Origin of the sequence: Pseudomonas frederiksbergensis (assembly GCF_000802155.2) — a bacterium.
Taxonomy (GTDB): domain Bacteria; phylum Pseudomonadota; class Gammaproteobacteria; order Pseudomonadales; family Pseudomonadaceae; genus Aquipseudomonas; species Aquipseudomonas frederiksbergensis_A.
Genome location: NZ_JQGJ02000020.1, coordinates 1 through 21,091 on the forward strand (window position 1 = coordinate 1; position 21,091 = coordinate 21,091).

Below are 21,091 nucleotides of genomic sequence, written 5' to 3' on the forward strand. Positions count from 1 at the left end.
GTCGGCGGCATGCCTGAACAGATCCGGTATATGGAGCTGCGACCCAGCCGCCCAGGCCGCAAGCCTAAATGTCATTGCGGCTGCGGGACGCCAAAGACCCACCATGGCATGACCAACGGCGTTTGCCTAACGAGTGGCTGCGAGCTGTACATCCGTCGCTGGACCAAAACCGGCAGCGCGCGTCTCAACCCAATTCAGCAGTAACCCCTCCCCCTTCAAAGTCAGCCGCTATAGCGGCAAGGAAAAGTGTTGCCGTGAGCATCATCGACGACGTAATGACGGACAAAATCACCCTGCACGGCCTGGGCTTTGTGCAAGTCCAGCTCGAAGGCAATCAGCGCCTGCACGTATGGCACCCTGAGCTCCCGCGCCGGGCATGCTTCAAGCACTCAGCGATCCATGACCACCGCTTCAACTTCACCTCGCGGGTGATCGTGGGCAAGCAGATCAATCGCTGCTATGAGTTAGAGCGCTGCGACGATGGCGGGTTTGTGCTGTATCTGCATGAGGGCGCCCGCACACCAGGTGGCGGTAGGCCGTGGACTCCAGACGGCCGCGCCCACCTGATACCGGATGGCACGATAACCGTGGAAGCCGGCAACGACTACAACACCCGGGCATACCACTACCACCGAACCGAGCCAGGCGGCGATGGTCGAGTCGCCACGATCATGGCGAAGCGCGGCGAATACCCGGAGGGCGCCCACTCGACCTGCACCTACGGCGTTCAGCCGGATACGGACTTCGACCGGTACCAGTGGTCACCGGCCAAGCTCTGGGAAATCGTGTCCGATGTGATGCTCGGCCAGAAGGTGACGCCATGACCATCGACAAAGCGAAATATGAACGCCTGATGGGCGTGTGCCAGAAGGGATACCCAGCATCGAACATTCACGTCGAGTACGCAAACAACACACTGTCCGAGTGCTATGGGGCGATTGGAGCTCTGCTGGCTGAAGTGAAGAAGATCGACGCGGACCGCAAAGCCTGCTGGGCAGAGTTCAAGGTACAGGGCCGCCAGCTCGACCAACTCAAGGCCGAGAACGAAGCGCTCCGCCAGGCCCTCCAGGCCATCACCACCCAGGTAGACGGAAACATCCGCCCCACCGTCCGCGACTGCATCAACGGGCAGAACAACGTCCAGGACATCTATGGTTACTGCGATCAGATCGAATCGATTGCAGCGGCAGCGATGAAGGAGCCGCAGCCATGATCCTCCCCCTGCTCTACATGGCCCACCTGATATACAGGGGGCCGAGGCCATGAACGACCAGCAGCTTCTTGAGTTGGCGGCAAAGGCGGCAGGAATAGGCCCTGTTCTCTGCTATGAGTCGGCGCGGAACTGCCTACGGATCGGTGACAGGGAGAGCTACCGCCTGTGGCGACCGCTAGATGACGATGGCGATTCGTTGCGACTGGCTCTCAAGCTCGGGATCTGCATCGTCTTCATGGAAGAGCACGACTCGGTTGGTGCTGAGCACTCTCTACACGGCGTGATGATTATCGAAGCCATGGACGATTTCGGTACGCGCCGCGCAATCGTCCGGGCCGCCGCTGAAATCGGCAAAGCCACCTCCTAACCCCACTCCACCTACAGCCTGCCGGTGAACGGCGGGCGAGGAATTCTATCGCCATGAATACCGATAGGAACCAGCGGCGCCTGCTGGAAAAGCAAAACGCCAAGTTGCCGCCATACCTCCAGCGAATGCCGCCGGAACAGTGGCCCGGATTCAAGCCGCCTGACCTGATCGAGGTTTGGCGATCCCGAAACTTTCTCGTTCAGATCTACGCGGAGCCGGCAGGCTACCAGCGTATGAGCATCTGCCGGTCGATTCACAACGGAGACAGCTGGGTAGACCAGGTTACCTGGGACGAATTGATGCGACTCAAGCGCGAGTGCGGTCGCGGTGATGCTGATGCGGTTGAAGTTTTCCCCGCAGACCAGGACATCGTGAACGTCGCGAACATGCGGCACTTGTTCTTCCCGCCAGAGCCGCTGTCCTTCAAGTGGAAGGCGCTGCGATAACCCTCACCACCTTCTGCCGCCACGCGCGGCATGGAGCATCATCATGGCAAAGGTCATTGCCCAAATTACGGCCAGGCTGCCGCGCCTCATGGAGGCAGGCGAATACAGGAAGCTGCGCTACGCCGGCGGTAAGCCGAGTCTGCAGCAGTTGAAGAAATGGATTGAGGAAGGCGAAGTTGTGGGAGAGGTAAAAGGCGGGATGTATTTCGTGGATCTTCAAGCGGTTGTGCTGGGGTCGAATGATCCCCTGCTCGCCAAGATGATGGAGGTGGGCTGATGGCTCCGCCGCGCGCCAGGACAATCAAGAACCGGGATCTGCCGGCCAACCTTTACCCGAACGGGAAATATTGGCAGTACAAGAACCCGATCACCGGCAAGAAGACCAGCATCAATAAGCCGATGGCGGAGGCCATCAAGCTGGCCAACGCCGCCAACGCGAAGTTGCTGCCCTTGCTGGCCGACGACGGCGCGCTGCTGGCAATGCTCACAGGCGAGGCCGCGCCGAAGTTCAGCGGGTGCCTCGATCGTTTCGAGAAGGAATGGCTGGGCACCCGAAACTATGCCGAGCGGACGTTGAAGGAAATCAAATTCAAGTTGGCCCGGTACCGGGATGACCTGGGCGATTTGATGATGGGGCAGCTCGACGTGCTGACCGTGGCCGAATACCTCGACGGATTCGAGAACAACGCCTACACCAAGCACCGCGGCCTGCTCGTTCAGATCTTCGCTTTCGCGGTGGCCAAGGGCTTGTGCGAACGCAACTCGGCCGAGCTGACACTGATCAAGAAAGAGGCGGAGAAAAAGCGCCAGCGCCACACAGTCGAAGGTTTGAACACGATTTTGAATTACGTGGGGACGCCGATCTGGCTGAAGCGCGCTATCCGATTGGGCTTGCTGAGCCTTCAGCGGCGGGAGGATATCGTGATGTGGCCGAAGTCAGCCGTTGACCTCGAGCAGAACACCATCAAGGTGTCGCCCGGGAAAACACAGAACTATGGGAAGCCGGTGCACCTGGAGATCGCCATGGGGCCGGCGCTGCGCGAGGTGGTCGCTGAGTGCATGCGGTCGCCCGTCGTGTGCCCGTACCTGATCCACTACTCGCCGAAAGCCCGCAAGCGGTCGCAGCTCGACGCCAAGCTGCACTGGAACGCCGTCACGCCCGACTACCTGACCAAGTCATTCGCCCAGGCGCGGGATGAGTCCGAGGCATACAAGGACATACCGGCCGGCGAGCGCCCCACCTTTCACGAGATTCGGGCACTGGGCGCGTGGCTGTACGAGCAGCAGGGTTTCCCGCAGGAATACATCCAAGGGCTGATGGGTCACGCGGACGTCAAAATGACTGAACACTACCAGGCGGGCCATGGTGATGACGCCGTGGTGTACATGCGGGTGAGCGCCGACCTGAAGGTGTGAGCGGTGGGCGTTTGCCCAAAATATTCCCAAAGTTTGCCCAAAGGCCAGACAACAAAAAAGGGCCCACCTTTCGGTGAGCCCTTCTAGACCGCCCAGCAGAGCGGATTTTGTTTGGTAGGCGCGATTGGACTCGAACCAACGACCCCCACCATGTCAAGGTGGTGCTCTAACCAACTGAGCTACGTGCCTGCTGTGAGGCGGCATTTTACGGAATTCCAAAGGGGTGTCAACACCTTTTTTCACCTAACCCTATGAATATGCAAAATATTTAATTACCCCGCCGCGACGAAGATTCGGCGGTGGCTGGCGGCGGATTTTTATCTCGGGTAGGATCGCTGCATTCGTAAAAAATATAAAACAGAGGTTCCAGAATGGCGAACACATCCTACCCAGCGTCCTATTACGCCGCATCGGCCAACCCGGCGCCGTCACGCCCTGCCCTGCAGGACGATGTCGAAACCGATGTGTGCGTGATCGGTGCGGGCTATACGGGGTTGTCTTCTGCGCTGTTTCTGCTGGAGCACGGTTTCAAGGTCACCGTCCTTGAGGCAGCCAAGGTTGGGTTCGGGGCTTCGGGTCGCAACGGCGGCCAGATCGTTAACAGCTATAGCCGCGACATCGATGTGATCGAGCGCAGCGTCGGCCCGCAGCAGGCGCAGTTGCTGGGCAACATGGCGTTCGAGGGTGGGCGGATCATTCGTGAGCGTGTGGCAAAGTATCAGATTCAGTGTGATTTGAAGGACGGCGGTGTATTCGCCGCCCTCACCGCTAAACAGATGGGCCACCTGGAGTCGCAGAAGCGTTTATGGGAGCGTTTCGGTCATACGCAGCTGGAGTTGCTGGATCAGCGGCGTATCCGCGAGGTGGTGGCTTGCGAAGAGTATGTGGGCGGCATGCTGGACATGAGCGGCGGGCATATTCATCCGCTTAACCTGGCTCTGGGCGAAGCGGCGGCGGTTGAATCACTGGGCGGCGTGATCTATGAGCAGTCGCCGGCGGTGCGCATCGAGCGCGGTGCCAGTCCGGTTGTGCATACGCCGCAGGGCAAGGTCAGGGCCAAGTTCATTATTGTGGCGGGCAATGCTTACCTGGGCAATCTGGTGCCGGAGTTGGCCGCCAAGTCGATGCCTTGCGGTACCCAGGTGATCGCCACCGAGCCGTTGGGCGATGAGTTGGCTCATAGGCTATTGCCTCAGGATTATTGCGTCGAAGACTGCAACTACTTGCTCGACTATTACCGGCTGACAGGCGACAAGCGCCTGATTTTCGGGGGCGGCGTGGTGTATGGCGCGAGGGATCCGGCGAACATCGAGGCGATCATCCGGCCGAAGATGCTCAAGGCGTTTCCGCAGCTCAAGGATGTGAAGATCGATTACGCCTGGACCGGAAATTTCCTGCTGACGCTGTCGCGTCTTCCGCAGGTCGGACGGTTGGGAGATAACATCTACTATTCCCAGGGCTGCAGCGGTCATGGCGTCACGTATACGCACTTGGCGGGCAAGGTGCTGGCAGAGGCGCTGCGAGGGCAGGCGGAGCGTTTTGATGCGTTTGCGGACCTGCCGCATTACCCCTTCCCCGGTGGTCAGTTGTTGCGTACGCCGTTTGCGGCGATGGGGGCTTGGTATTACGGGTTGCGGGATAAATTGGGGTTCTGAAGCCGCCAACACCATGGGCTGCTTCGCAGCCCAGCGGGAGCAAGCTCCCTCGCCACAGGGCTTGTTCCAATCTCCCAAATTCCGGAAACAAAAAACCCCGGTCTTTCGACCAGGGTCTTTGCTATCGACTAGAAGGAGCTTTGCAGCTTTCTTCTTAGCTTCAAGGCGTTCAGTGGGCCTCGAAGCAGATATGGCGCAGCGGACGGGACTCGAACCCGCGACCCCCGGCGTGACAGGCCGGTATTCTAACCGACTGAACTACCGCTGCGTATCGCTGTGGACTTGCGTCCAGTTAACTCGTCTGATCAAAACCCTTGGGTCTGGATCTCGAACCAGGCGAACCTGCTTCGGAAAATATGGCGCAGCGGACGGGACTCGAACCCGCGACCCCCGGCGTGACAGGCCGGTATTCTAACCGACTGAACTACCGCTGCGCGTCGGTGGAGGCTTTTGACAGCTTCCATCTTGCTTTCACAAGACTCTCAAGAAACATGGTGGGTGATGACGGGATCGAACCGCCGACATTCTGCTTGTAAGGCAGACGCTCTCCCGGCTGAGCTAATCACCCTTTGCTGCGTTGAGGCCGCGAAATTTACGCAGGTACCGATGCTAAGTCAATAGCAGCGTTGAAGTTTTTTCAGAACAGTTCAACGACACCCGCTACCGCGCTCACTCGTAAATCATTTTCTTGGTCATGCCGCCGTCCACCACGAAGTCCTGCCCCGTGACGAAACCGGCGTTGCGCGACAGCAGCCACGCCACCATGGCCGCCACGTCCTCTACCGTGCCTACCCTGCCCGCCGGATGCTGGGCGTGATCGGCATCGGTGAGCGGCTGCGCACGACGTTGCGATGGGTCTCGCGCGTCGATCCAGCCAGGGCTGACGGCATTGACCCGGATCTCCGGCCCGAGGCTGATCGCCAAGGCGTGGGTCAGGGCCAGCAGGCCGCCCTTGCTTGCCGCATAGGCCTCGGTGTCCGGTTCGGACTGCGCGGCACGGGTCGAGGCCAGGTTCACGATGGCACCGTTGTGGGCGCGCAGGTACGGCGCGCAATGCTTGGCCAGCAGCATCGGCCCACCCAGGTTCACCGCCAGGACCCGGTTCCAATGAGCCAGGTCGAGGCTTTCCAGGGTGATGTTGTGCGGGTCGGCGATAGCCGCGTTGCACACCAGCGCGTCGAGCCTGCCGAACTGCCCAAGTACTTCCGCAATGCCAGTGGCAACCTGCGCCTCATCCGACACGTCCATGGCGATGAACCAGGCATTGTCACCCAGGGTTTTCGCCACCTTGGAACCGCGTTCGCGATCCAGGTCGGTCAATACGACCTGCCAACCTTCACAGATCAACCAGGCGGCAATACCGAGGCCGATGCCCCGCGCGGCGCCCGTAACCAATGCAACCCGGCCATGAGTACCGCTCGGCGGCGTTGCCAACTCGATCACAAGGCCGCCAACCCGCGGGCCAGGTCGGCTTGCAGGTCCGCTACGTCTTCCAGGCCGACCGCCACGCGGATCAGGCTGTCACGAATACCTGCCGACTCCCTCTCTTGGGGCGACAGGCGACCATGGGACGTGGTGCTCGGGTGGGTAATGGTGGTCTTGCTGTCACCCAGGTTGGCAGTGATGGAAATCAACCGGGTCGCGTCGATGAAGCGCCAGGCGCCCTCCTTGCCGCCCTTGACCTCGAAGCTCACCACCGCACCGAAACCGCGCTGCTGGCGCAAGGCCAGTTCGTGTTGCGGATGGCTCTTGAGGCCGGCGTAATGCACCTTCTCGATGCCGTCCTGCTGCTCCAGCCACTCGGCCAGGGCCTGGGCGTTGGCGCAATGGGCCTTCATGCGCAGGCCTAGGGTTTCCAGGCCCTTGAGGAAGATCCAGGCGTTGAACGGGCTGAGGGTTGGTCCGGCGGTGCGCAAGAAACCAACAACCTCTTTCATCTGCTCGCCACGACCGGCGACAACACCGCCCATGCAACGGCCCTGGCCGTCGATGAACTTGGTGGCCGAATGCACCACCACGTCCGCACCCAGCTTCAGCGGCTGTTGCAGCGCCGGGGTGCAGAAGCAGTTGTCGACCACCAGCATGGCACCCTTGGCATGGGCGATTTCCGCCAACGCGGCGATGTCCACCAGTTCGGCCAGGGGATTGGAAGGCGACTCGACGAAGAGCAGCTTGGTATTGGCCTTGATGGCGGCATCCCAACCGGACAGGTCCGCCAAGGGCACATAGTCGACTTCCACGCCGAAACGCTTGAAGTACTTTTCGAACAGGCTGATGGTCGAACCGAAAACGCTGCGCGACACCAGCACATGGTCGCCGGCGCTGCACAGGCTCATCACCACCGCCATGATCGCAGCCATGCCGGTGGCGGTCGCCACGGCTTGCTCGGCGCCTTCCAGGGCGGCGATGCGTTCCTCGAAAGCGCGCACGGTTGGGTTGGTGTAGCGCGAGTAGACGTTGCCCGGCACCTCGCCGGCAAACCGCGCCGCCGCATCGGCAGCCGTGCGGAACACATAGCTTGAGGTGAAGAACATCGGATCGCCATGCTCGGCTTCCGGCGTACGGTGCTGGCCCGCGCGAACCGCCAGGGTATCGAACGCTACGCCTTCAAGGTCGCTGTCCAGCCGACCGGCATCCCAATCCTGACTCATGCTGCCACTCCTGTAATCGGTTAAACGCAAACCGGCCCCTCGGGGCCGGTTCGTGACTCAGTTGTTGTACAGATCGATGATCGCGCTGACCGCCTGCGTCTTGGCCTTGGACGCGTCGTTACGCGCGTTCTCGATCCGGTTCAGGTAGGCCTCGTCGATGTCGCCGGTGACGTACTTGCCGTCGAACACCGCGCAATCGAAGTGCTCGATCTTGACCTTGCCGCCGCCCACCGCTTCGAGGAGGTCCGGCAGGTCCTGGTAGATCAGCCAGTCGGCGCCAATCAAGTCGGCCACTTCCTGGGTCGTGCGGTTATGGGCGATCAGCTCATGGGCACTCGGCATGTCGATGCCGTAGACGTTCGGGTAGCGCACGGCCGGGGCCGCCGAGCAGAAATAGACATTCTTGGCACCGGCTTCGCGGGCCATCTGGATGATCTGCTTGCACGTTGTACCGCGCACGATGGAATCGTCTACCAGCATCACGTTCTTGCCGCGGAATTCCAGCTCGATGGCGTTGAGTTTCTGGCGTACGGATTTTTTCCGTGCAGCCTGGCCCGGCATGATGAAGGTACGGCCGATGTAGCGGTTCTTCACGAAGCCTTCACGGAACTTCACGCCCAGGTGGTTCGCCAGTTCCAGGGCCGCGGTGCGGCTGGTGTCCGGGATCGGGATAACCACGTCGATGTCGTGGTCCGGACGCTCGCGCAGGATCTTGTCGGCCAGCTTCTCGCCCATGCGCAGGCGCGCCTTGTAGACTGAGATACCGTCGATGATCGAGTCCGGACGCGCCAGGTACACGTGTTCGAAGATGCACGGGGTGAGGCACGGGTTGGTCGCGCACTGGCGGGTGTGCAGCATGCCGTCTTCAGTGATGTAGACCGCTTCGCCCGGGGCCAGGTCGCGAATCAGGGTGAAGCCGAGCACGTCCAGGGACACGCTCTCGGAGGCGATCATGTATTCGACGCCTTCGTCGGTGTGGCGCTGGCCGAATACGATCGGACGAATACCGTGCGGGTCGCGGAAGCCGACGATGCCGTAGCCGGTGATCATCGCCACCACCGAGTAGCCACCCACGCAACGGTTGTGCACGTCGGTCACGGCAGCGAACACGTCTTCTTCGGTCGGCTGCAACTTGCCGCGCTGGGCCAGCTCGTGGGCGAAGACGTTGAGCATCACTTCCGAGTCGGAGTTGGTGTTGACGTGGCGCAAGTCAGATTCGTAGATCTCCTTGGCCAGTTGCTCGACATTGGTCAGGTTGCCGTTGTGCGCCAACGTGATGCCGTACGGAGAGTTGACATAGAACGGCTGGGCCTCGGCCGACGTCGAGCTGCCCGCTGTCGGGTAACGCACATGGCCGATGCCCATGTGGCCGACGAGGCGCTGCATGTGACGCTGGTGGAACACGTCACGCACCAGGCCATTGTCCTTGCGCAGGAATAACCGGCCGTCATGGCTGGTCACGATACCGGCAGCGTCCTGGCCGCGGTGCTGGAGCACGGTTAGCGCGTCATACAGCGCCTGATTGACGTTCGACTTACCGACGATACCGACGATGCCACACATGCGACGCAACCCCTACTTAATGGATCTGAACTGAACAACACTCACTGCGGCGTTTTGGCCATCGGCAAGAGTTGTTCCTTGAACGGTATTTCAGCGGGTACGCTGATACCGCTGGCAAGCCACTGACTGCTCCAACCCAGGATCAGGTTCTTGGACCAGTCTGCGACCAATAGAAATTGTGGCACGAGCCGGGACTCCTGCCACCACGTATCCTGTTGTACCGGCCCCAGGCTCAACAGCCCGACGGCCACGACCACCAGCAACGCGCCACGCGCCGCGCCGAAGGCCATGCCCAGGAACCGGTCCGTCCCGGAAAGCCCGGTGACGCGAATCAGTTCGCCGATCAGATAATTGATCATTGCGCCCACCAGCAAGGTGGCGATAAACAAGATGGCACAGCCCGCGATCACGCGAGCCGACGGGGTTTCGATGTATCCGGCGAGGTACTGGGACAACGAGCCACCGAACATCCAGGCTACGACTCCCGCGATGATCCAGGTCAGCAGCGAGAGCGCTTCCTTGACGAAGCCGCGGCTCAGACTGATCAAAGCGGAGATGGCGACGATTGCAACGATCGCCCAGTCAACCCAGGTAAATGGCACGGTGCAGCCTACAGACGGATAAGGCGGCGCATTTTAGCAGAGCGCAGGGCTATCGGTAAGCTGCGTGATTCAAATCAGCTGAATGGCGGTCAACCGCGCTCTGGCTGGAAGCGCACCACAAAACCCTTGAGGTTCTGCTGGCGATTGAGCAAGTCGCGCAGGCGGTCGGCCTCGGCACGCTCGATCAACGGACCGACAAAGACCCGATTCTTGCCATCGGCGGAGCGGATGTAGGCGTTGTAGCCCTGGCTACGCAGGTTTTTCTGCAGTTTTTCAGCGCTGTCACGGCTGGTCAGGCTGGCCAGCTGCACCGACCAACTGACGGAGAGGCCGTTGGCATCCACGCGGCTCTGCGTGGTATCCGGCTTGGGGGCCGCCGTGATCGGCTGGGTTGGCGCCGGCTTGATCGCAGGGGCGGGCGGGACAGGCGTTGGCGCTACAGCGGGTTTGCCAGGCGCTGCCGGAGCAGGCGCTGCGGCTGCAGGCGCGGTCGGCGTGGAAGCAACCGGCGCGGCAGGATCGACGGATTGCTCGGCCAATTCCGCGTCGCTCGGCACAGGTTCCTGGGGCAGCGCCTGCGGTTCGGGCACCGGCACCGGATCGACCTGCACAGGAGGCACCGAGGGCGCCTGGGGCGCGGCGGGCGCATCAACGGTGACCTGGCGCTGCTCGTCCTGACGGGAAAACAGCATCGGCAGGAAGATCACCGCCAGGGCCACCAATACCAGGGCCCCGACCATGCGCTGCTTGTACGCCTTATCCAGCAATGCCATCTGCAGCTTCCTCCGTGGAGCGCCGGGCCAGCCATTGAAGGGCCTCGGCGACGCAAAAAAATGAGCCGAACAACAGGATTTCGTCATCGGCCGTCGCCAGGGCACACTGCCCTTCCAGCGCGTCGGCCACGCTGCCATAAGCATCCACCGAAGCGCCACGATGCTGCAAGGCTGCCTGCAACTCACTGGCAGGACGCGAACGCGGCGAATCCAACGGCGCCACGGCCCAGTGCTGGACACTAGCATTCAACGCATCGACAACGCCATCCAGGTCTTTGTCCGACAGCAGGCCGAACACCGCCAGGCGCTTGCCTGCCACCGGACGACGCGCCAGCCGTTCCGCCAGATACTGCGCGGCGTGGGGGTTGTGGCCGACATCCAACAGCAGATTGAGGCGCTTGCCTTGCCAATCGAACGAGCGGCGATCAAGACGACCGACGACGCGGGTCGCCTGCAACGCCTTGATGATTTGCCCGGCTTCCCAAGGCAAGTCCATCAGCAAGTAGGCCTGCAATGCCAGTGCGGCGTTTTCCATGGGCAGGTCCAGCAGCGGCAGATCGTGCAGCTCGACGGGGTTGCCCCGGACATCGCTGCCACGCCATTGCCAGTGCTGCTCGGTCATGGCCAGGTCGAAATCCCGCCCGCGCAGAAAGAACGGACACCCCAGTTCGCGGACTTTATCGAGCAACGGTTGCGGCGGATCGAGATCGCCGCAGAGTGCCGGCGCGCCCTGGCGAAAGATGCCGGCCTTCTCGAAAGCCACGGATTCTCGGGTATTGCCCAGGTAATCGGCGTGATCAACCCCGATACTGGTGACCAGCGCGATGTCCGCATCCACGAGATTGACCGTATCCAGCCGCCCACCCAGGCCAACTTCGAGCACCACGGCGTCCAGGCCCGCACGGGCGAACAGCCAGAATGCCGCGAGGGTGCCCATCTCGAAATAGGTCAGGGAAGTCTCGCCCCGCCCGGCTTCCACCGCCGCGAAGGCTTCGCAAAGCTGGGCGTCAGTGGCTTCGACGCCGTTCAGCTGCACCCGCTCGTTGTAGCGCAGCAAGTGCGGCGAACTGTAGACGCCGACACTCAGCCCCTGTGCCCGCAGCAGCGAGGCCAGGAAGGCGCAGGTCGAACCCTTGCCGTTGGTGCCGGTGACGGTGATGACCCGGGGCGCCGGCTTGGCCAGTCCCATGCGGGACGCTACCGTTTGCGAGCGCTCCAGCCCCATGTCGATGGCCGTTGGATGCAACTGCTCGAGGTAGGCAAGCCAGTCGCCCAGGGTGCGTTGGGTCATAGCCCGGCAGGCACTGGCGGAACGACGATCGGCTCGATCGGTGCGGCGACGAACTTCGGCGTCGGCAGGCCCATCAGCTGCGCCAGCAGGTTACCCAGGCGCGGACGCAGCTCCTGGCGATGGATGATCATGTCGATCGCGCCGTGCTCCAGCAGGAATTCGCTGCGCTGGAAGCCTTCCGGGAGTTTCTCACGCACGGTCTGCTCGATCACGCGCGGGCCGGCGAAGCCGATCAGGGCTTTCGGCTCGCCGACGATCACGTCGCCCAGCATCGCCAGACTGGCAGAAACACCGCCGTAGACCGGGTCGGTCAACACCGAGATGAACGGAATGCCTTCTTCACGCAGGCGCGCCAGTACCGCGGAGGTCTTGGCCATTTGCATCAGCGAGATCAGGGCTTCCTGCATCCGCGCGCCACCGGAGGCGGCGAAGCAGATCATCGGGCAACGGTTTTCCAGGGCGTAGTTGGCGGCGCGAACGAAGCGCTCGCCGACGATGGCGCCCATGGAACCGCCCATGAAGGAAAATTCGAAGGCCGAAACCACCACCGGCATGCCCAGCAGGGTGCCGCTCATGGACACCAAGGCGTCTTTCTCGCCGGTCTGCTTCTGGGCCGCGGTCAGGCGATCCTTGTACTTCTTGCCGTCGCGGAATTTCAGGCGATCCACTGGCTCCAGGTCGGCACCCAGCTCCACGCGACCTTCTGCGTCGAGGAAAATATCGATACGGGCACGCGCACCGATGCGCATGTGGTGGTTGCACTTGGGGCAAACGTCCAGGGTCTTTTCCAGCTCAGGACGGTACAGCACCGCTTCGCAGGATGGACATTTGTGCCACAGACCTTCAGGCACCGAGCTTTTCTTCACCTCGGAACGCATGATCGAAGGGATCAGTTTGTCTACCAACCAGTTGCTCATGCTTTCTTTCTCCAGTACCGGCGGCCCGAACGCTCTGGTTCGCGGCCCCGCGTATGCCCTTGAGCTCAAATTCATTGTGCGGCGAGGATCGAAGACCGTCACGGTCAGTGCGCAACATGACCTGCAACCAGCCCAACAATCCCCTGCCATCCCGGCAACCGCTACGCCGCGGTTACCCTTACGCTATCGGCCCGCCCGGAGGCGGCGCCTGCCTGTTTTGTACAGTGCAGGTATGGACGGCGGCAGTCTGCCAGCCGTCACATTGACTACTGGCTGCCGCGCACGGCCGCCATGAACGCCCGGATCTTCGCCGGGTCCTTGATCCCCTTGGCCAGTTCCACCCCGCCGCTGACGTCCACGGCGTACGGACGAACCTGGGCGATGGCCGCAGCCACGTTGTCCGGCGTCAGGCCACCGGCGAGGATAATCGGCTTGTCCAACCCCCGCGGCACCAGCGACCAATCGAACGCTTCGCCGGTCCCACCCGGGACGCCCTCGACGTAGCTGTCCAGCAAGATACCGCTGGCCCCGGGAAAGGCCTCGCAACTGGCCGCGATGGCGTCGCCTGCCTTGACCCGCAAAGCCTTGATGTACGGTCGATGCCAGCCTTCGCAATCAGCCGGGGCCTCGTCGCCATGGAACTGCAGCAAGGCCAGCGGCACCGCGTCGAGAATTTCGCCCAGCTCGCAACGGCTGGCATTGACGAACAGGCCGACCGGCGTGACGAAGGGTGGCAGGGCCTGGATGATCGCCCTCGCCTGCTGCACCGTCACCGCCCGCGGACTCTTGGCGTAGAACACCAGGCCAATGGCGTCCGCCCCGGCCTCGACCGCCGCCAGTGCGTCTTCGACCCGGGTGATTCCGCATATCTTGCTGCGAACGACCGGCATGGTGAGTAAAACCTCAGGCAAATCCGTGAAAGTCCCGGATGGTAACAAATGCAGCGGAGGGCGTCAGCCGTCGAGTTCCGAGAAGCCCGTGAGGAAATGTGGCCCGATGTAACGCTCCGGCAATTGGAATTCGTCGTGATATTCCACCTGCACCAGGTACAGGCCAAACGGATGCGCCGTCACGCCACCCGAGCGACGAATGCGGCTCTCGAGCACTTCCTTGACCCATTCCACCGGCCGCTCACCCGCGCCGATGGTCATCAGCACACCGGCGATGTTGCGCACCATGTGGTGCAGGAACGCGCTGGCGCGGATATCGAGCACGATCATCTTGCCGTGACGGGTCACGCGCAGGTGATGCAGCTCCTTGATCGGCGACTTGGCCTGGCACTGGCCGGCCCGGAAGGCGCTGAAATCATGCACACCGACCAGGTATTGCGCGGCCTCGGCCATACGCTCGACATCCAGCGGACGGTGGTTCCAGGTAATTTCCTCGTTCAGGTGCGCGGGGCGGATCTGATCGTTGTAGATGACGTAGCGGTAACGCCGGGCGATGGCCTTGAAGCGCGCATGGAAATGAGCCGGCATCGCCTTCGCCCAACTGACGCTGACATCGTGCGGCAGGTTGATATTGGCGCCCATGACCCAGGCCTTCATCGAGCGTTCGACTTGGGTGTCGAAATGCACGACTTGCCCGCACGCGTGCACGCCGGCGTCGGTGCGACCGGCGCAATGCAGCGACACGGGTGAATCGGCGACTTTGGACAGCGCGTTTTCGAGGGTTTCCTGCACCGTCAATACGCCGGAGGCCTGACGCTGCCAGCCGCGATAGCGCGAGCCTTTGTACTCCACGCCCAAGGCGATCCGGAAAAAGCCGTCGGCCGCCATTTCGGCGGCCGGGTTGTCTATGTTTGCCAAGGAATTACAGCCTGCTGAGGTACGCAAAGGCGGGCATTATAAAGCGGGTGAAGCGGGATGCCAGTGCAACCGTGGTTCCTGTGCGGGATGGACCGGTGCCTTCAACTCCAATGCAAACAAAAACGGCAGCCTCACCGGCTGCCGTTCTTGTTATACCGCCGACTCACGCCAGCCGCGACAACATCTCCTTCGCTTCGCTCTGCTGGGTGGCATCCCCTTCGCTGAGCACTTCGCCGAGGATATCCCGGGCGCCGTCGTTGTCGCCCATGTCGATATAGGCCTGGGCCAGATCGAGCTTGGTCGCCACTTCGTCGGTGCCGCTGAGGAAATCGAAGTCCGGCTCGTCGTCGGCTGTCGCCAGGGCGTCCTCAGCGGTAAACGTTGGCTGGCCGAGGTCGTCGGACAAGCGATCCAGCTCGGCGTTGACATCGTCCAGCTCGGATTCGAAGGCATCCTTCGGCTGCTCGTGCGCGTCCATCTCGTCGGCCAGGGACAGATCGAAATCCGCTGGCAGCTCAAGATCGTCGGCCGGCGTGTCATCCAGCACAGGCGTTTGGGCGGCGGGAATGTCCAACCCCTTGAGGTCGTCATCCAGGTCCAGCAGGAAATCTTCATCAGCCAAGGCTGGCGCCGGGGCATCGGCACCCAGGTCCAGATCGAACTCCGACAGATCGTCGAGGCTTTCGCTGGCCTCGGTCTGCTGCTTGAGCACCGATTCGAAACTCAGGTCATCGTCTTCCGGGAACGCGTCCAGCTCGGCGATTGGCTCGGGGGTTGGTGCGACCGGAGTGGTGTCCATGTCCTCCAGGCTCAGGTCGAAGGCGCTGTCGAGTTCTTCGTCGGTTGGCGGTTTATCTTCCAACAGCTCCTTGACGTATTGAGCATCCAACTCAGCGGCCACGGCTGCCGCGGCCAGGCCTGCGCCAGCGGCGACTGCCATGGCCGGGAAACGGCTCTTGAGTTGTTCGACCTGGGCGTAGTTCTCGCCATTGGCGACCAACTGGCGTTCCTGGGCGACAAAGGCATCGCGGTCGCCCTGCTGGCCATAGACTTCCATCAGTTTCAAACGCAGGTCACTGCGCTGGGGCTCGGCCTTGATGCCCTGTTCAAGCAAGTCGACGGCCTGGTTCAAACGACCACGATCAATGTGCGACTGCGCCTGGGGCAATACGTCGTCCGAGCGGTCGGCGGCCGGAGCCACCAGCGGTGCGGCGATGGGGGGCGTGACCACCACGGGCGCAACCACCGGGGCTGGTTTCGGAGCCGGGGCTGGCTTTGGCTCGAGTTTGACGCTAGGCGGTGGTACTTCAATGCCCTCGAAGCTGCTCGGGGGCAGATCGAGCTCCGGGGAGAAGTCGGCCTCCTCCTCGAGGGCTCGGGCCATGCGCAGATGTTTCTCGGCTTCCTGCTGGGCCTTGCGGCGACGGGCCAGGAGCAACAGCAGCAGCAACAGGACCAACGCACCGCCGCCGATCAGTCCCAGCAGGATCGGATTGGTCAGCAGGTCGTTGTACTTTTTCTCGTCTGCGGCGGCCGGCACTGGCTCGACCGGAGTGACAGGCGGGGTTGCTTCAGGGGCAGCCTGATTTTCCGGGGCGGGTTCCTGCGAGGGTGCCGCTGGCGCGGGGGTCAGTTGCGCCGACATTGCCGGCGTCGACTCGCCGGCGGGCGGGACCGCGCCGCCCTCGGCCTGCATTTTCGCCAGTTGATTGTTCTTCAGCTCGATCAGGCGCTGCAGCTTGTCCAATTGGCTCTGCAGATCGGCCATGCGGCTTTTCAGTTCTTCGTTGTCGCGACGAGCTGAATCGAGGCTTTCCTGGGTCACCGCAAGCTGGTTGCTCAATGCCTGGGCATCACCAGCGGCGCCTTTACCCTTGGCGCCCGCCTTCGCCGATTCGGCGGAAACCAGGCTCAGGTTATCGCGCGCAGCGCCTTGGGCAGGGGCGTTTTCGCCGCCGCCACGCCGGGTGGCGTCCAACTGCTGGCGGCCACTGCCCGCCCCGCCACGACGCCCCTGACGCCATGCAGCGTTCTGGGCTGCCACTTCGGCGATGGCCTGGGGTTGCGGCAACGCCGTGCTTTGCACCGGATCGGGCAGGCGCAATACCTGGCCGGTCTTGAGCAGGTTGATGTTGCCGTTGATGAATGCGTTCGGGTTCAACGCCTGGATCGCCAGCATGGTTTGCTGCACCGAGCCGCCGTTGCGCACCTTGGCAGCGATTTCCCACAGGGTATCGCGCGGCGTGGTGGTGTATTGGGACGGCTTGGTAGCGCCAGTGACCGGCGCGGAGACCACTTGGGGAGGCTTCGCCCGAGCGGCGTCGGCGGCCTGAGGCGAGAATTTGGAAGGATCGAGCAGTACGCTGTAGTCGCGCAGCAAGCGGCCGTTGGGCCACATCACCTGCACCAGGAACTTGACCATCGGCTCGGATAACGGCCGGCTGGAAGTCACCCGAAGGACACTCCTGCCGTTGGCGTTGATCACCGGTGTGAAGCTCAAATCGTTGAGAAAGGCTTGGCGATCAATGCCCGCCTTGGCGAACTCTTCGGGCGGGGCCAGGCTCGGCACCACCTCGGCGGCGGTCAGTTGCTGGACATCGAGCAGTTCGATTTCGGCCACCAGAGGCTGGTTCGGCGGCGACTTGAGGGTCAATTCCCCGAGCCCGAGCGCTTGCGCCATACCGGAGGACAGCGCCGAGGCGGCCGCTATTGCTAACACCAGTTTGCGAACTTGAACCATAGCCTCTTCCTTTGTTTGAACATTCCTCGGCCAGCGAGAAGGTATTGATGCCGCTGCCGTAAGGCATTGCGCGCAGCCCCGATGCGACGGCGCGCGCGATTGTTTCACTCATGCCCGGGAGCAATCCCCGGGAGGAATGTTCGCCTTCAGCACTCTGACCAAGCATAGCGCCCAGCTAGAACCATTCGACAAATTGTTGCCAAGTATCTTTTACAGCAGGTCTTTTATCAACAACTCAGCCACCTGCACCGCATTGAGCGCCGCGCCCTTGCGCACGTTATCCGACGTCAGCCACAGATTCAGCTCCGACGGATCGTCGATGCCGCCGCGCACGCGACCGATATAGACCACATCCTGACCCACCGCATCACCCACCGGTGTCGGGTAATCACCCGCCTCGACCAGCTCGATTCCCGGCGCTGCTTCCAGGGCGGCATTGACCTTCGCCAGGTCGATGGGGCCGGCAGATTGCACAGTCACGCTAAAGCTATCGCCAAAAAACACCGGGGCTTGAATGCAAGTGACGGAAATCTTTAACAAAGGTTGCCCAAGCACCTGGCGCAATTCACGCACGAGACGTCGTTCCAACTGCGTATGACCCTGCTCATCAGGCGTACCTACCTGGGCCAGCAGGTTGAACGCCACCTGTCGGTCGAAAAATTTCGGTTCGAGCGGACGGACGTTCAGCAATTCGGCGGTCTGGCGCGCAAGTTCGCTCACAGCCGCTCGGCCTTGGGCAGACACGGCGAGGCTGGCGGTCAGGCTGATGCGCTGCAAATCCAGGCATTGGCGCAGCGGTGCCAAGGCGACAGCCAGCACCGTCGCCGAGGCGCTGGGGCTGCTGACCTGGAACGGCTTGGACAGGTTGGCCAGCACCTGCGGGTTGGCTTCCGGCACCATCTGTGGCGCCTGCTCCGGCGGCAGCGCGCCAGACAGATCGATCAACGCACAACCGGCGGCGGTGGCACGTGGCGCGAAGCTCAAGGTTACCGCCGGGCCGGCGGCGAAGAATGCCAGCTGGACTTTGCCGAAATCGAATTCGTCGACCTCGCGCACCCGCACGTTTTTGCCGCGGAACATCACCGAACTGCCAGCCGATTCGCTGCTGGCCAGCAGGTGCAGGTTGCCGATCGGGAAGTCGCGCTCTTCAAGAATCTGGACGAGGGTTTCGCCGACAGTACCGGTGGCGCCGATCACGGCAATATCAAAGGACTGGCTCATGGGTCTACCTCAGGTAAAACGTGGGGAGCGGCACTTTACCGGGTGGTGGTTGGGCAGGCAATTGAACACAAGAGAACCTGTGGCGAGGGAGCTTGCTCCAACCCCATATGAAAAACCCGCACCTCTCACAAGGCGCGGGCTCTTTCACAGCAGCTATCGATCAACGCTCGAGCAGGATCCGCAGCATGCGACGCAGCGGTTCGGCCGCGCCCCACAGCAGTTGGTCGCCGACGGTGAAGGCACCGACGAACTGCGAACCCATGTTCAACTTGCGCAGACGGCCCACCGGTACGTTCAGGGTGCCGGTGACCTTGGTCGGGCTCAGCTCCTGCATACTGGTTTCGCGATTGTTCGGCACCAGCTTGACCCATGGGTTGTGCTGGCTGATCAGGCCTTCGATGTCGGCGATCGGCACGTCTTTGTTCAGCTTGATGGTCAGCGCCTGGCTGTGGCAACGCATGGCGCCGATGCGCACGCAGATGCCGTCCACCGGGATCGGGCTCTTGAAGCGACCCAGGATCTTGTTGGTTTCGGCCTGGGCCTTCCACTCTTCGCGGCTCTGGCCGTTAGGCAGCTCCTTGTCGATCCAAGGAATCAGGCTGCCGGCCAGCGGCACGCCGAAGTTCTCGGTCGGGTAGGCATCGCTGCGCATCGCCTCGGCGACCTTGCGGTCGATGTCGAGGATGGCACTGGCCGGGTTGGCCAGGTCATCGGCAACAGCGGCGTGGGTCGCGCCCATCTGCTTGATCAGCTCACGCATGTTCTGCGCGCCGGCACCGGACGCCGCCTGGTAGGTCATGGCGCTCATCCACTCCACCAGACCGGCTTCGAACAAGCCGCCCAGGCCCATCAACATCAGGCTGACGGTGCAGTTGCCGCCGATGTAGTTCTTGGTGCCCGCATCCAACTGCTGGTCGATGACCTTGCGGTTGACCGGGTCGAGGATGATCACCGCGTCGTCCTGCATGCGCAGGCTGGAAGCGGCGTCGATCCAGTAGCCCTGCCAGCCGGCTTCACGCAGTTTCGGGAACACTTCGCTGGTGTAGTCGCCGCCCTGGCAGGTCAGGATCACGTCGAGGGTCTTGAGCTCGTCGATGCTGTAGGCATCCTTGAGCACACCGGTGTCCTTGCCCACGGACGGGCCCTGGCCACCAACGTTGGATGTGGTGAAAAACACCGGCTCAATGAGATCGAAATCCTGCTCTTCCAGCATTCGCTGCATGAGCACGGAACCGACCATGCCGCGCCAACCGATCAGACCTACACGTTTCATCGCAACTACACCTTTACAAAAGTGGGCCACCGTCGAAGCGGTGGGCCCGAAAGATTACAGATTCCGCAGCGCGGCGACTACTGCATCGCCCATTTGCTGCGTACCGACTTTGGTACAACCTTGCGACCAGATATCACCGGTGCGCAAGCCTTGGTCCAGGACTACGCTGACGGCTTTTTCGATCGCGTCGGCGGCATCGTTCAAGTTGAAGCTGTAACGCAGCATCATCGACACCGACAGAATGGTCGCCAACGGGTTGGCAATGCCCTGCCCGGCGATGTCCGGCGCCGAACCGTGGCAAGGCTCGTACATGCCCTTGTTGTTGGCGTCCAGGGAAGCGGACGGCAGCATGCCGATCGAGCCGGTGAGCATCGACGCTTCGTCGGACAGGATGTCGCCGAACATGTTGTCGGTGACGATCACGTCGAATTGCTTCGGCGCGCGGACCAGTTGCATCGCGGCGTTGTCGACGTACATGTGGCTCAGCTCGATGTCCGGGTAATCCTTGGCCACCTGCTCGACCACCTCACGCCACAGTTGGCTGGAAGCCAGGACGTTAGCCTTATCTACCGAGCACAGCTTCTTGCCACGCACGCGGGCCATGTCGAAGCCGACCCGGGCGATACGGCGGATTTCGCTTTCGCTGTACGGCAGGGTGTCGTAGGCCTGGCGCTCGCCATTCTCCAGCTCACGGGTGCCGCGCGGGGCGCCGAAGTAGATACCGCCGGTCAGCTCGCGGACGATGAGAATATCCAGGCCGGAAACGATTTCCGGCTTCAGGCTCGAGGCATCGGCCAGTTGCGGGTAAAGAATCGCCGGGCGCAGGTTGCCGAACAGACCCAGTTGCGCACGAATCTTCAGCAGGCCGCGCTCAGGGCGGATGTCGCGTTCGATCTTGTCCCATTTCGGGCCGCCCACGGCGCCCAGCAGCACGGCATCGGCGGAACGGGCACGGTCCAGGGTTTCATCGGCCAGGGGCACGCCGTGCTTGTCGATGGCCGCGCCACCGATGACATCGTGGCTGAGTTCGAAACCCAGGCCGTACTTATCGTTCGCCAGCTCCAGCACCTTGACCGCCTCGGCCATGATTTCCGGGCCGATACCGTCACCTGGGAGAATCAGAATCTGCTTGCTCATGCTTTCCTCATTTGCTCT

The 21,091-nt window shown here is 62.2% G+C and carries 20 protein-coding genes, 4 tRNA genes and 1 pseudogene; 8 read left to right on the top strand and 17 right to left on the bottom strand.

Translation table 11 applies throughout. The features are described from left to right. The 7 genes and pseudogenes from JZ00_RS31625 to JZ00_RS24895 form a co-directional block, all read left to right on the top strand. Nucleotides 1–204, top strand: a pseudogene (locus tag JZ00_RS31625) (hypothetical protein); the annotation flags it as partial. 71 nt (nucleotides 205–275) lie between these two features. After that, nucleotides 276–824: a hypothetical protein gene (locus tag JZ00_RS24870; protein WP_082112125.1), complete on the top strand. Its 549-nt coding sequence runs from the start codon at nucleotides 276–278 to the stop codon at nucleotides 822–824. Beyond that, complete coding sequence (locus JZ00_RS24875; RefSeq protein WP_039593922.1) at nucleotides 821–1,213, top strand: hypothetical protein; 393 nt, start codon at nucleotides 821–823, stop codon at nucleotides 1,211–1,213. Before JZ00_RS24870 ends, JZ00_RS24875 begins: the two co-directional genes overlap by 4 nt. A gap of 49 nt (nucleotides 1,214–1,262) precedes the next feature. Then, nucleotides 1,263–1,580 (top strand): hypothetical protein, encoded by a 318-nt coding sequence (locus JZ00_RS24880; protein WP_039593923.1) that lies wholly within the window; start codon nucleotides 1,263–1,265, stop codon nucleotides 1,578–1,580. Nucleotides 1,581–1,633: 53 nt separating this feature from the next. Further along, nucleotides 1,634–2,026 carry a DUF7694 domain-containing protein gene (locus JZ00_RS24885; RefSeq protein ID WP_039593924.1) on the top strand — a complete coding sequence of 131 codons (393 nt, stop codon included), beginning with the start codon at nucleotides 1,634–1,636 and terminating at the stop codon, nucleotides 2,024–2,026. A 43-nt stretch (nucleotides 2,027–2,069) separates the two neighbouring features. Next, entirely contained in the window at nucleotides 2,070–2,303 is a 234-nt protein-coding gene (locus JZ00_RS24890; protein WP_039593925.1) for a hypothetical protein, read from the top strand. Continuing rightward, a complete protein-coding gene (locus JZ00_RS24895) occupies nucleotides 2,303–3,442 on the top strand; it encodes a tyrosine-type recombinase/integrase (RefSeq protein ID WP_039593926.1) in 1,140 nt (379 codons plus the stop codon). Before JZ00_RS24890 ends, JZ00_RS24895 begins: the two co-directional genes overlap by 1 nt. A gap of 112 nt (nucleotides 3,443–3,554) precedes the next feature. Here the strand turns inward: JZ00_RS24895 and JZ00_RS24900 are convergent. Beyond that, nucleotides 3,555–3,631: transfer RNA gene (locus JZ00_RS24900), tRNA-Val, on the bottom strand. 182 nt (nucleotides 3,632–3,813) lie between these two features. On the opposite strand from JZ00_RS24900, the gene JZ00_RS24905 reads away from it, so the two are divergent. Further along, nucleotides 3,814–5,097 (top strand): NAD(P)/FAD-dependent oxidoreductase, encoded by a 1,284-nt coding sequence (locus tag JZ00_RS24905; RefSeq protein ID WP_039593927.1) that lies wholly within the window; start codon nucleotides 3,814–3,816, stop codon nucleotides 5,095–5,097. Between the two features lie 191 nt (nucleotides 5,098–5,288). On the opposite strand, the gene JZ00_RS24910 is transcribed toward JZ00_RS24905, so the two are convergent. From JZ00_RS24910 to leuB, 16 genes are all read right to left on the bottom strand, one after another. Beyond that, nucleotides 5,289–5,365, bottom strand: a tRNA-Asp gene (locus tag JZ00_RS24910). 89 nt (nucleotides 5,366–5,454) lie between these two features. After that, nucleotides 5,455–5,531: transfer RNA gene (locus JZ00_RS24915), tRNA-Asp, on the bottom strand. 58 nt (nucleotides 5,532–5,589) lie between these two features. Then, a tRNA-Val gene (locus JZ00_RS24920) sits at nucleotides 5,590–5,665 on the bottom strand. A gap of 101 nt (nucleotides 5,666–5,766) precedes the next feature. Beyond that, on the bottom strand, nucleotides 5,767–6,540 hold the full coding sequence (locus JZ00_RS24925; RefSeq protein ID WP_039593928.1) for an SDR family oxidoreductase: 774 nt from the start codon (nucleotides 6,538–6,540) through the stop codon (nucleotides 5,767–5,769). Next, nucleotides 6,537–7,748 (bottom strand): O-succinylhomoserine sulfhydrylase, encoded by a 1,212-nt coding sequence (locus JZ00_RS24930; protein WP_039593929.1) that lies wholly within the window; start codon nucleotides 7,746–7,748, stop codon nucleotides 6,537–6,539. Before JZ00_RS24930 ends, JZ00_RS24925 begins: the two co-directional genes overlap by 4 nt. Before the next feature lie 57 nt (nucleotides 7,749–7,805). Next, nucleotides 7,806–9,311: an amidophosphoribosyltransferase gene (gene purF / locus JZ00_RS24935; protein WP_039593930.1), complete on the bottom strand. Its 1,506-nt coding sequence runs from the start codon at nucleotides 9,309–9,311 to the stop codon at nucleotides 7,806–7,808. A 41-nt stretch (nucleotides 9,312–9,352) separates the two neighbouring features. Continuing rightward, a complete protein-coding gene (locus tag JZ00_RS24940; protein WP_039593931.1) occupies nucleotides 9,353–9,913 on the bottom strand; it encodes a CvpA family protein in 561 nt (186 codons plus the stop codon). Nucleotides 9,914–10,002: 89 nt separating this feature from the next. Further along, a complete protein-coding gene (locus JZ00_RS24945; protein WP_039593932.1) occupies nucleotides 10,003–10,686 on the bottom strand; it encodes an SPOR domain-containing protein in 684 nt (227 codons plus the stop codon). Then, nucleotides 10,670–11,977: a bifunctional tetrahydrofolate synthase/dihydrofolate synthase gene (gene folC / locus JZ00_RS24950; protein ID WP_039593933.1), complete on the bottom strand. Its 1,308-nt coding sequence runs from the start codon at nucleotides 11,975–11,977 to the stop codon at nucleotides 10,670–10,672. The genes JZ00_RS24945 and folC overlap by 17 nt, the downstream gene beginning before the upstream one ends. Next, a complete protein-coding gene (accD, locus tag JZ00_RS24955) occupies nucleotides 11,974–12,894 on the bottom strand; it encodes an acetyl-CoA carboxylase, carboxyltransferase subunit beta (RefSeq protein ID WP_030142025.1) in 921 nt (306 codons plus the stop codon). Before accD ends, folC begins: the two co-directional genes overlap by 4 nt. 266 nt (nucleotides 12,895–13,160) lie before the next feature. Then, nucleotides 13,161–13,784, bottom strand: a complete 624-nt coding sequence (locus JZ00_RS24960) for a phosphoribosylanthranilate isomerase (protein ID WP_039593934.1) — start codon at nucleotides 13,782–13,784, stop codon at nucleotides 13,161–13,163. Nucleotides 13,785–13,847: 63 nt separating this feature from the next. Continuing rightward, nucleotides 13,848–14,672 carry a tRNA pseudouridine(38-40) synthase TruA gene (gene truA, locus JZ00_RS24965; RefSeq protein WP_039593989.1) on the bottom strand — a complete coding sequence of 275 codons (825 nt, stop codon included), beginning with the start codon at nucleotides 14,670–14,672 and terminating at the stop codon, nucleotides 13,848–13,850. 193 nt (nucleotides 14,673–14,865) lie between these two features. Beyond that, nucleotides 14,866–17,442, bottom strand: coding sequence for a FimV/HubP family polar landmark protein (locus JZ00_RS24970; RefSeq protein ID WP_039593935.1), 2,577 nt, complete (start codon nucleotides 17,440–17,442; stop codon nucleotides 14,866–14,868). A 210-nt stretch (nucleotides 17,443–17,652) separates the two neighbouring features. After that, on the bottom strand, nucleotides 17,653–18,663 hold the full coding sequence (locus JZ00_RS24975; protein WP_039593936.1) for an aspartate-semialdehyde dehydrogenase: 1,011 nt from the start codon (nucleotides 18,661–18,663) through the stop codon (nucleotides 17,653–17,655). A gap of 160 nt (nucleotides 18,664–18,823) precedes the next feature. Continuing rightward, the gene (gene asd, locus JZ00_RS24980; RefSeq protein ID WP_039593937.1) at nucleotides 18,824–19,936 is read right to left on the bottom strand and encodes an aspartate-semialdehyde dehydrogenase; all 1,113 of its coding nucleotides are present in this window, start codon (nucleotides 19,934–19,936) and stop codon (nucleotides 18,824–18,826) included. A 54-nt stretch (nucleotides 19,937–19,990) separates the two neighbouring features. Further along, a complete protein-coding gene (gene leuB, locus JZ00_RS24985; RefSeq protein WP_039593938.1) occupies nucleotides 19,991–21,073 on the bottom strand; it encodes a 3-isopropylmalate dehydrogenase in 1,083 nt (360 codons plus the stop codon). Nucleotides 21,074–21,091 lie beyond the last annotated feature (18 nt).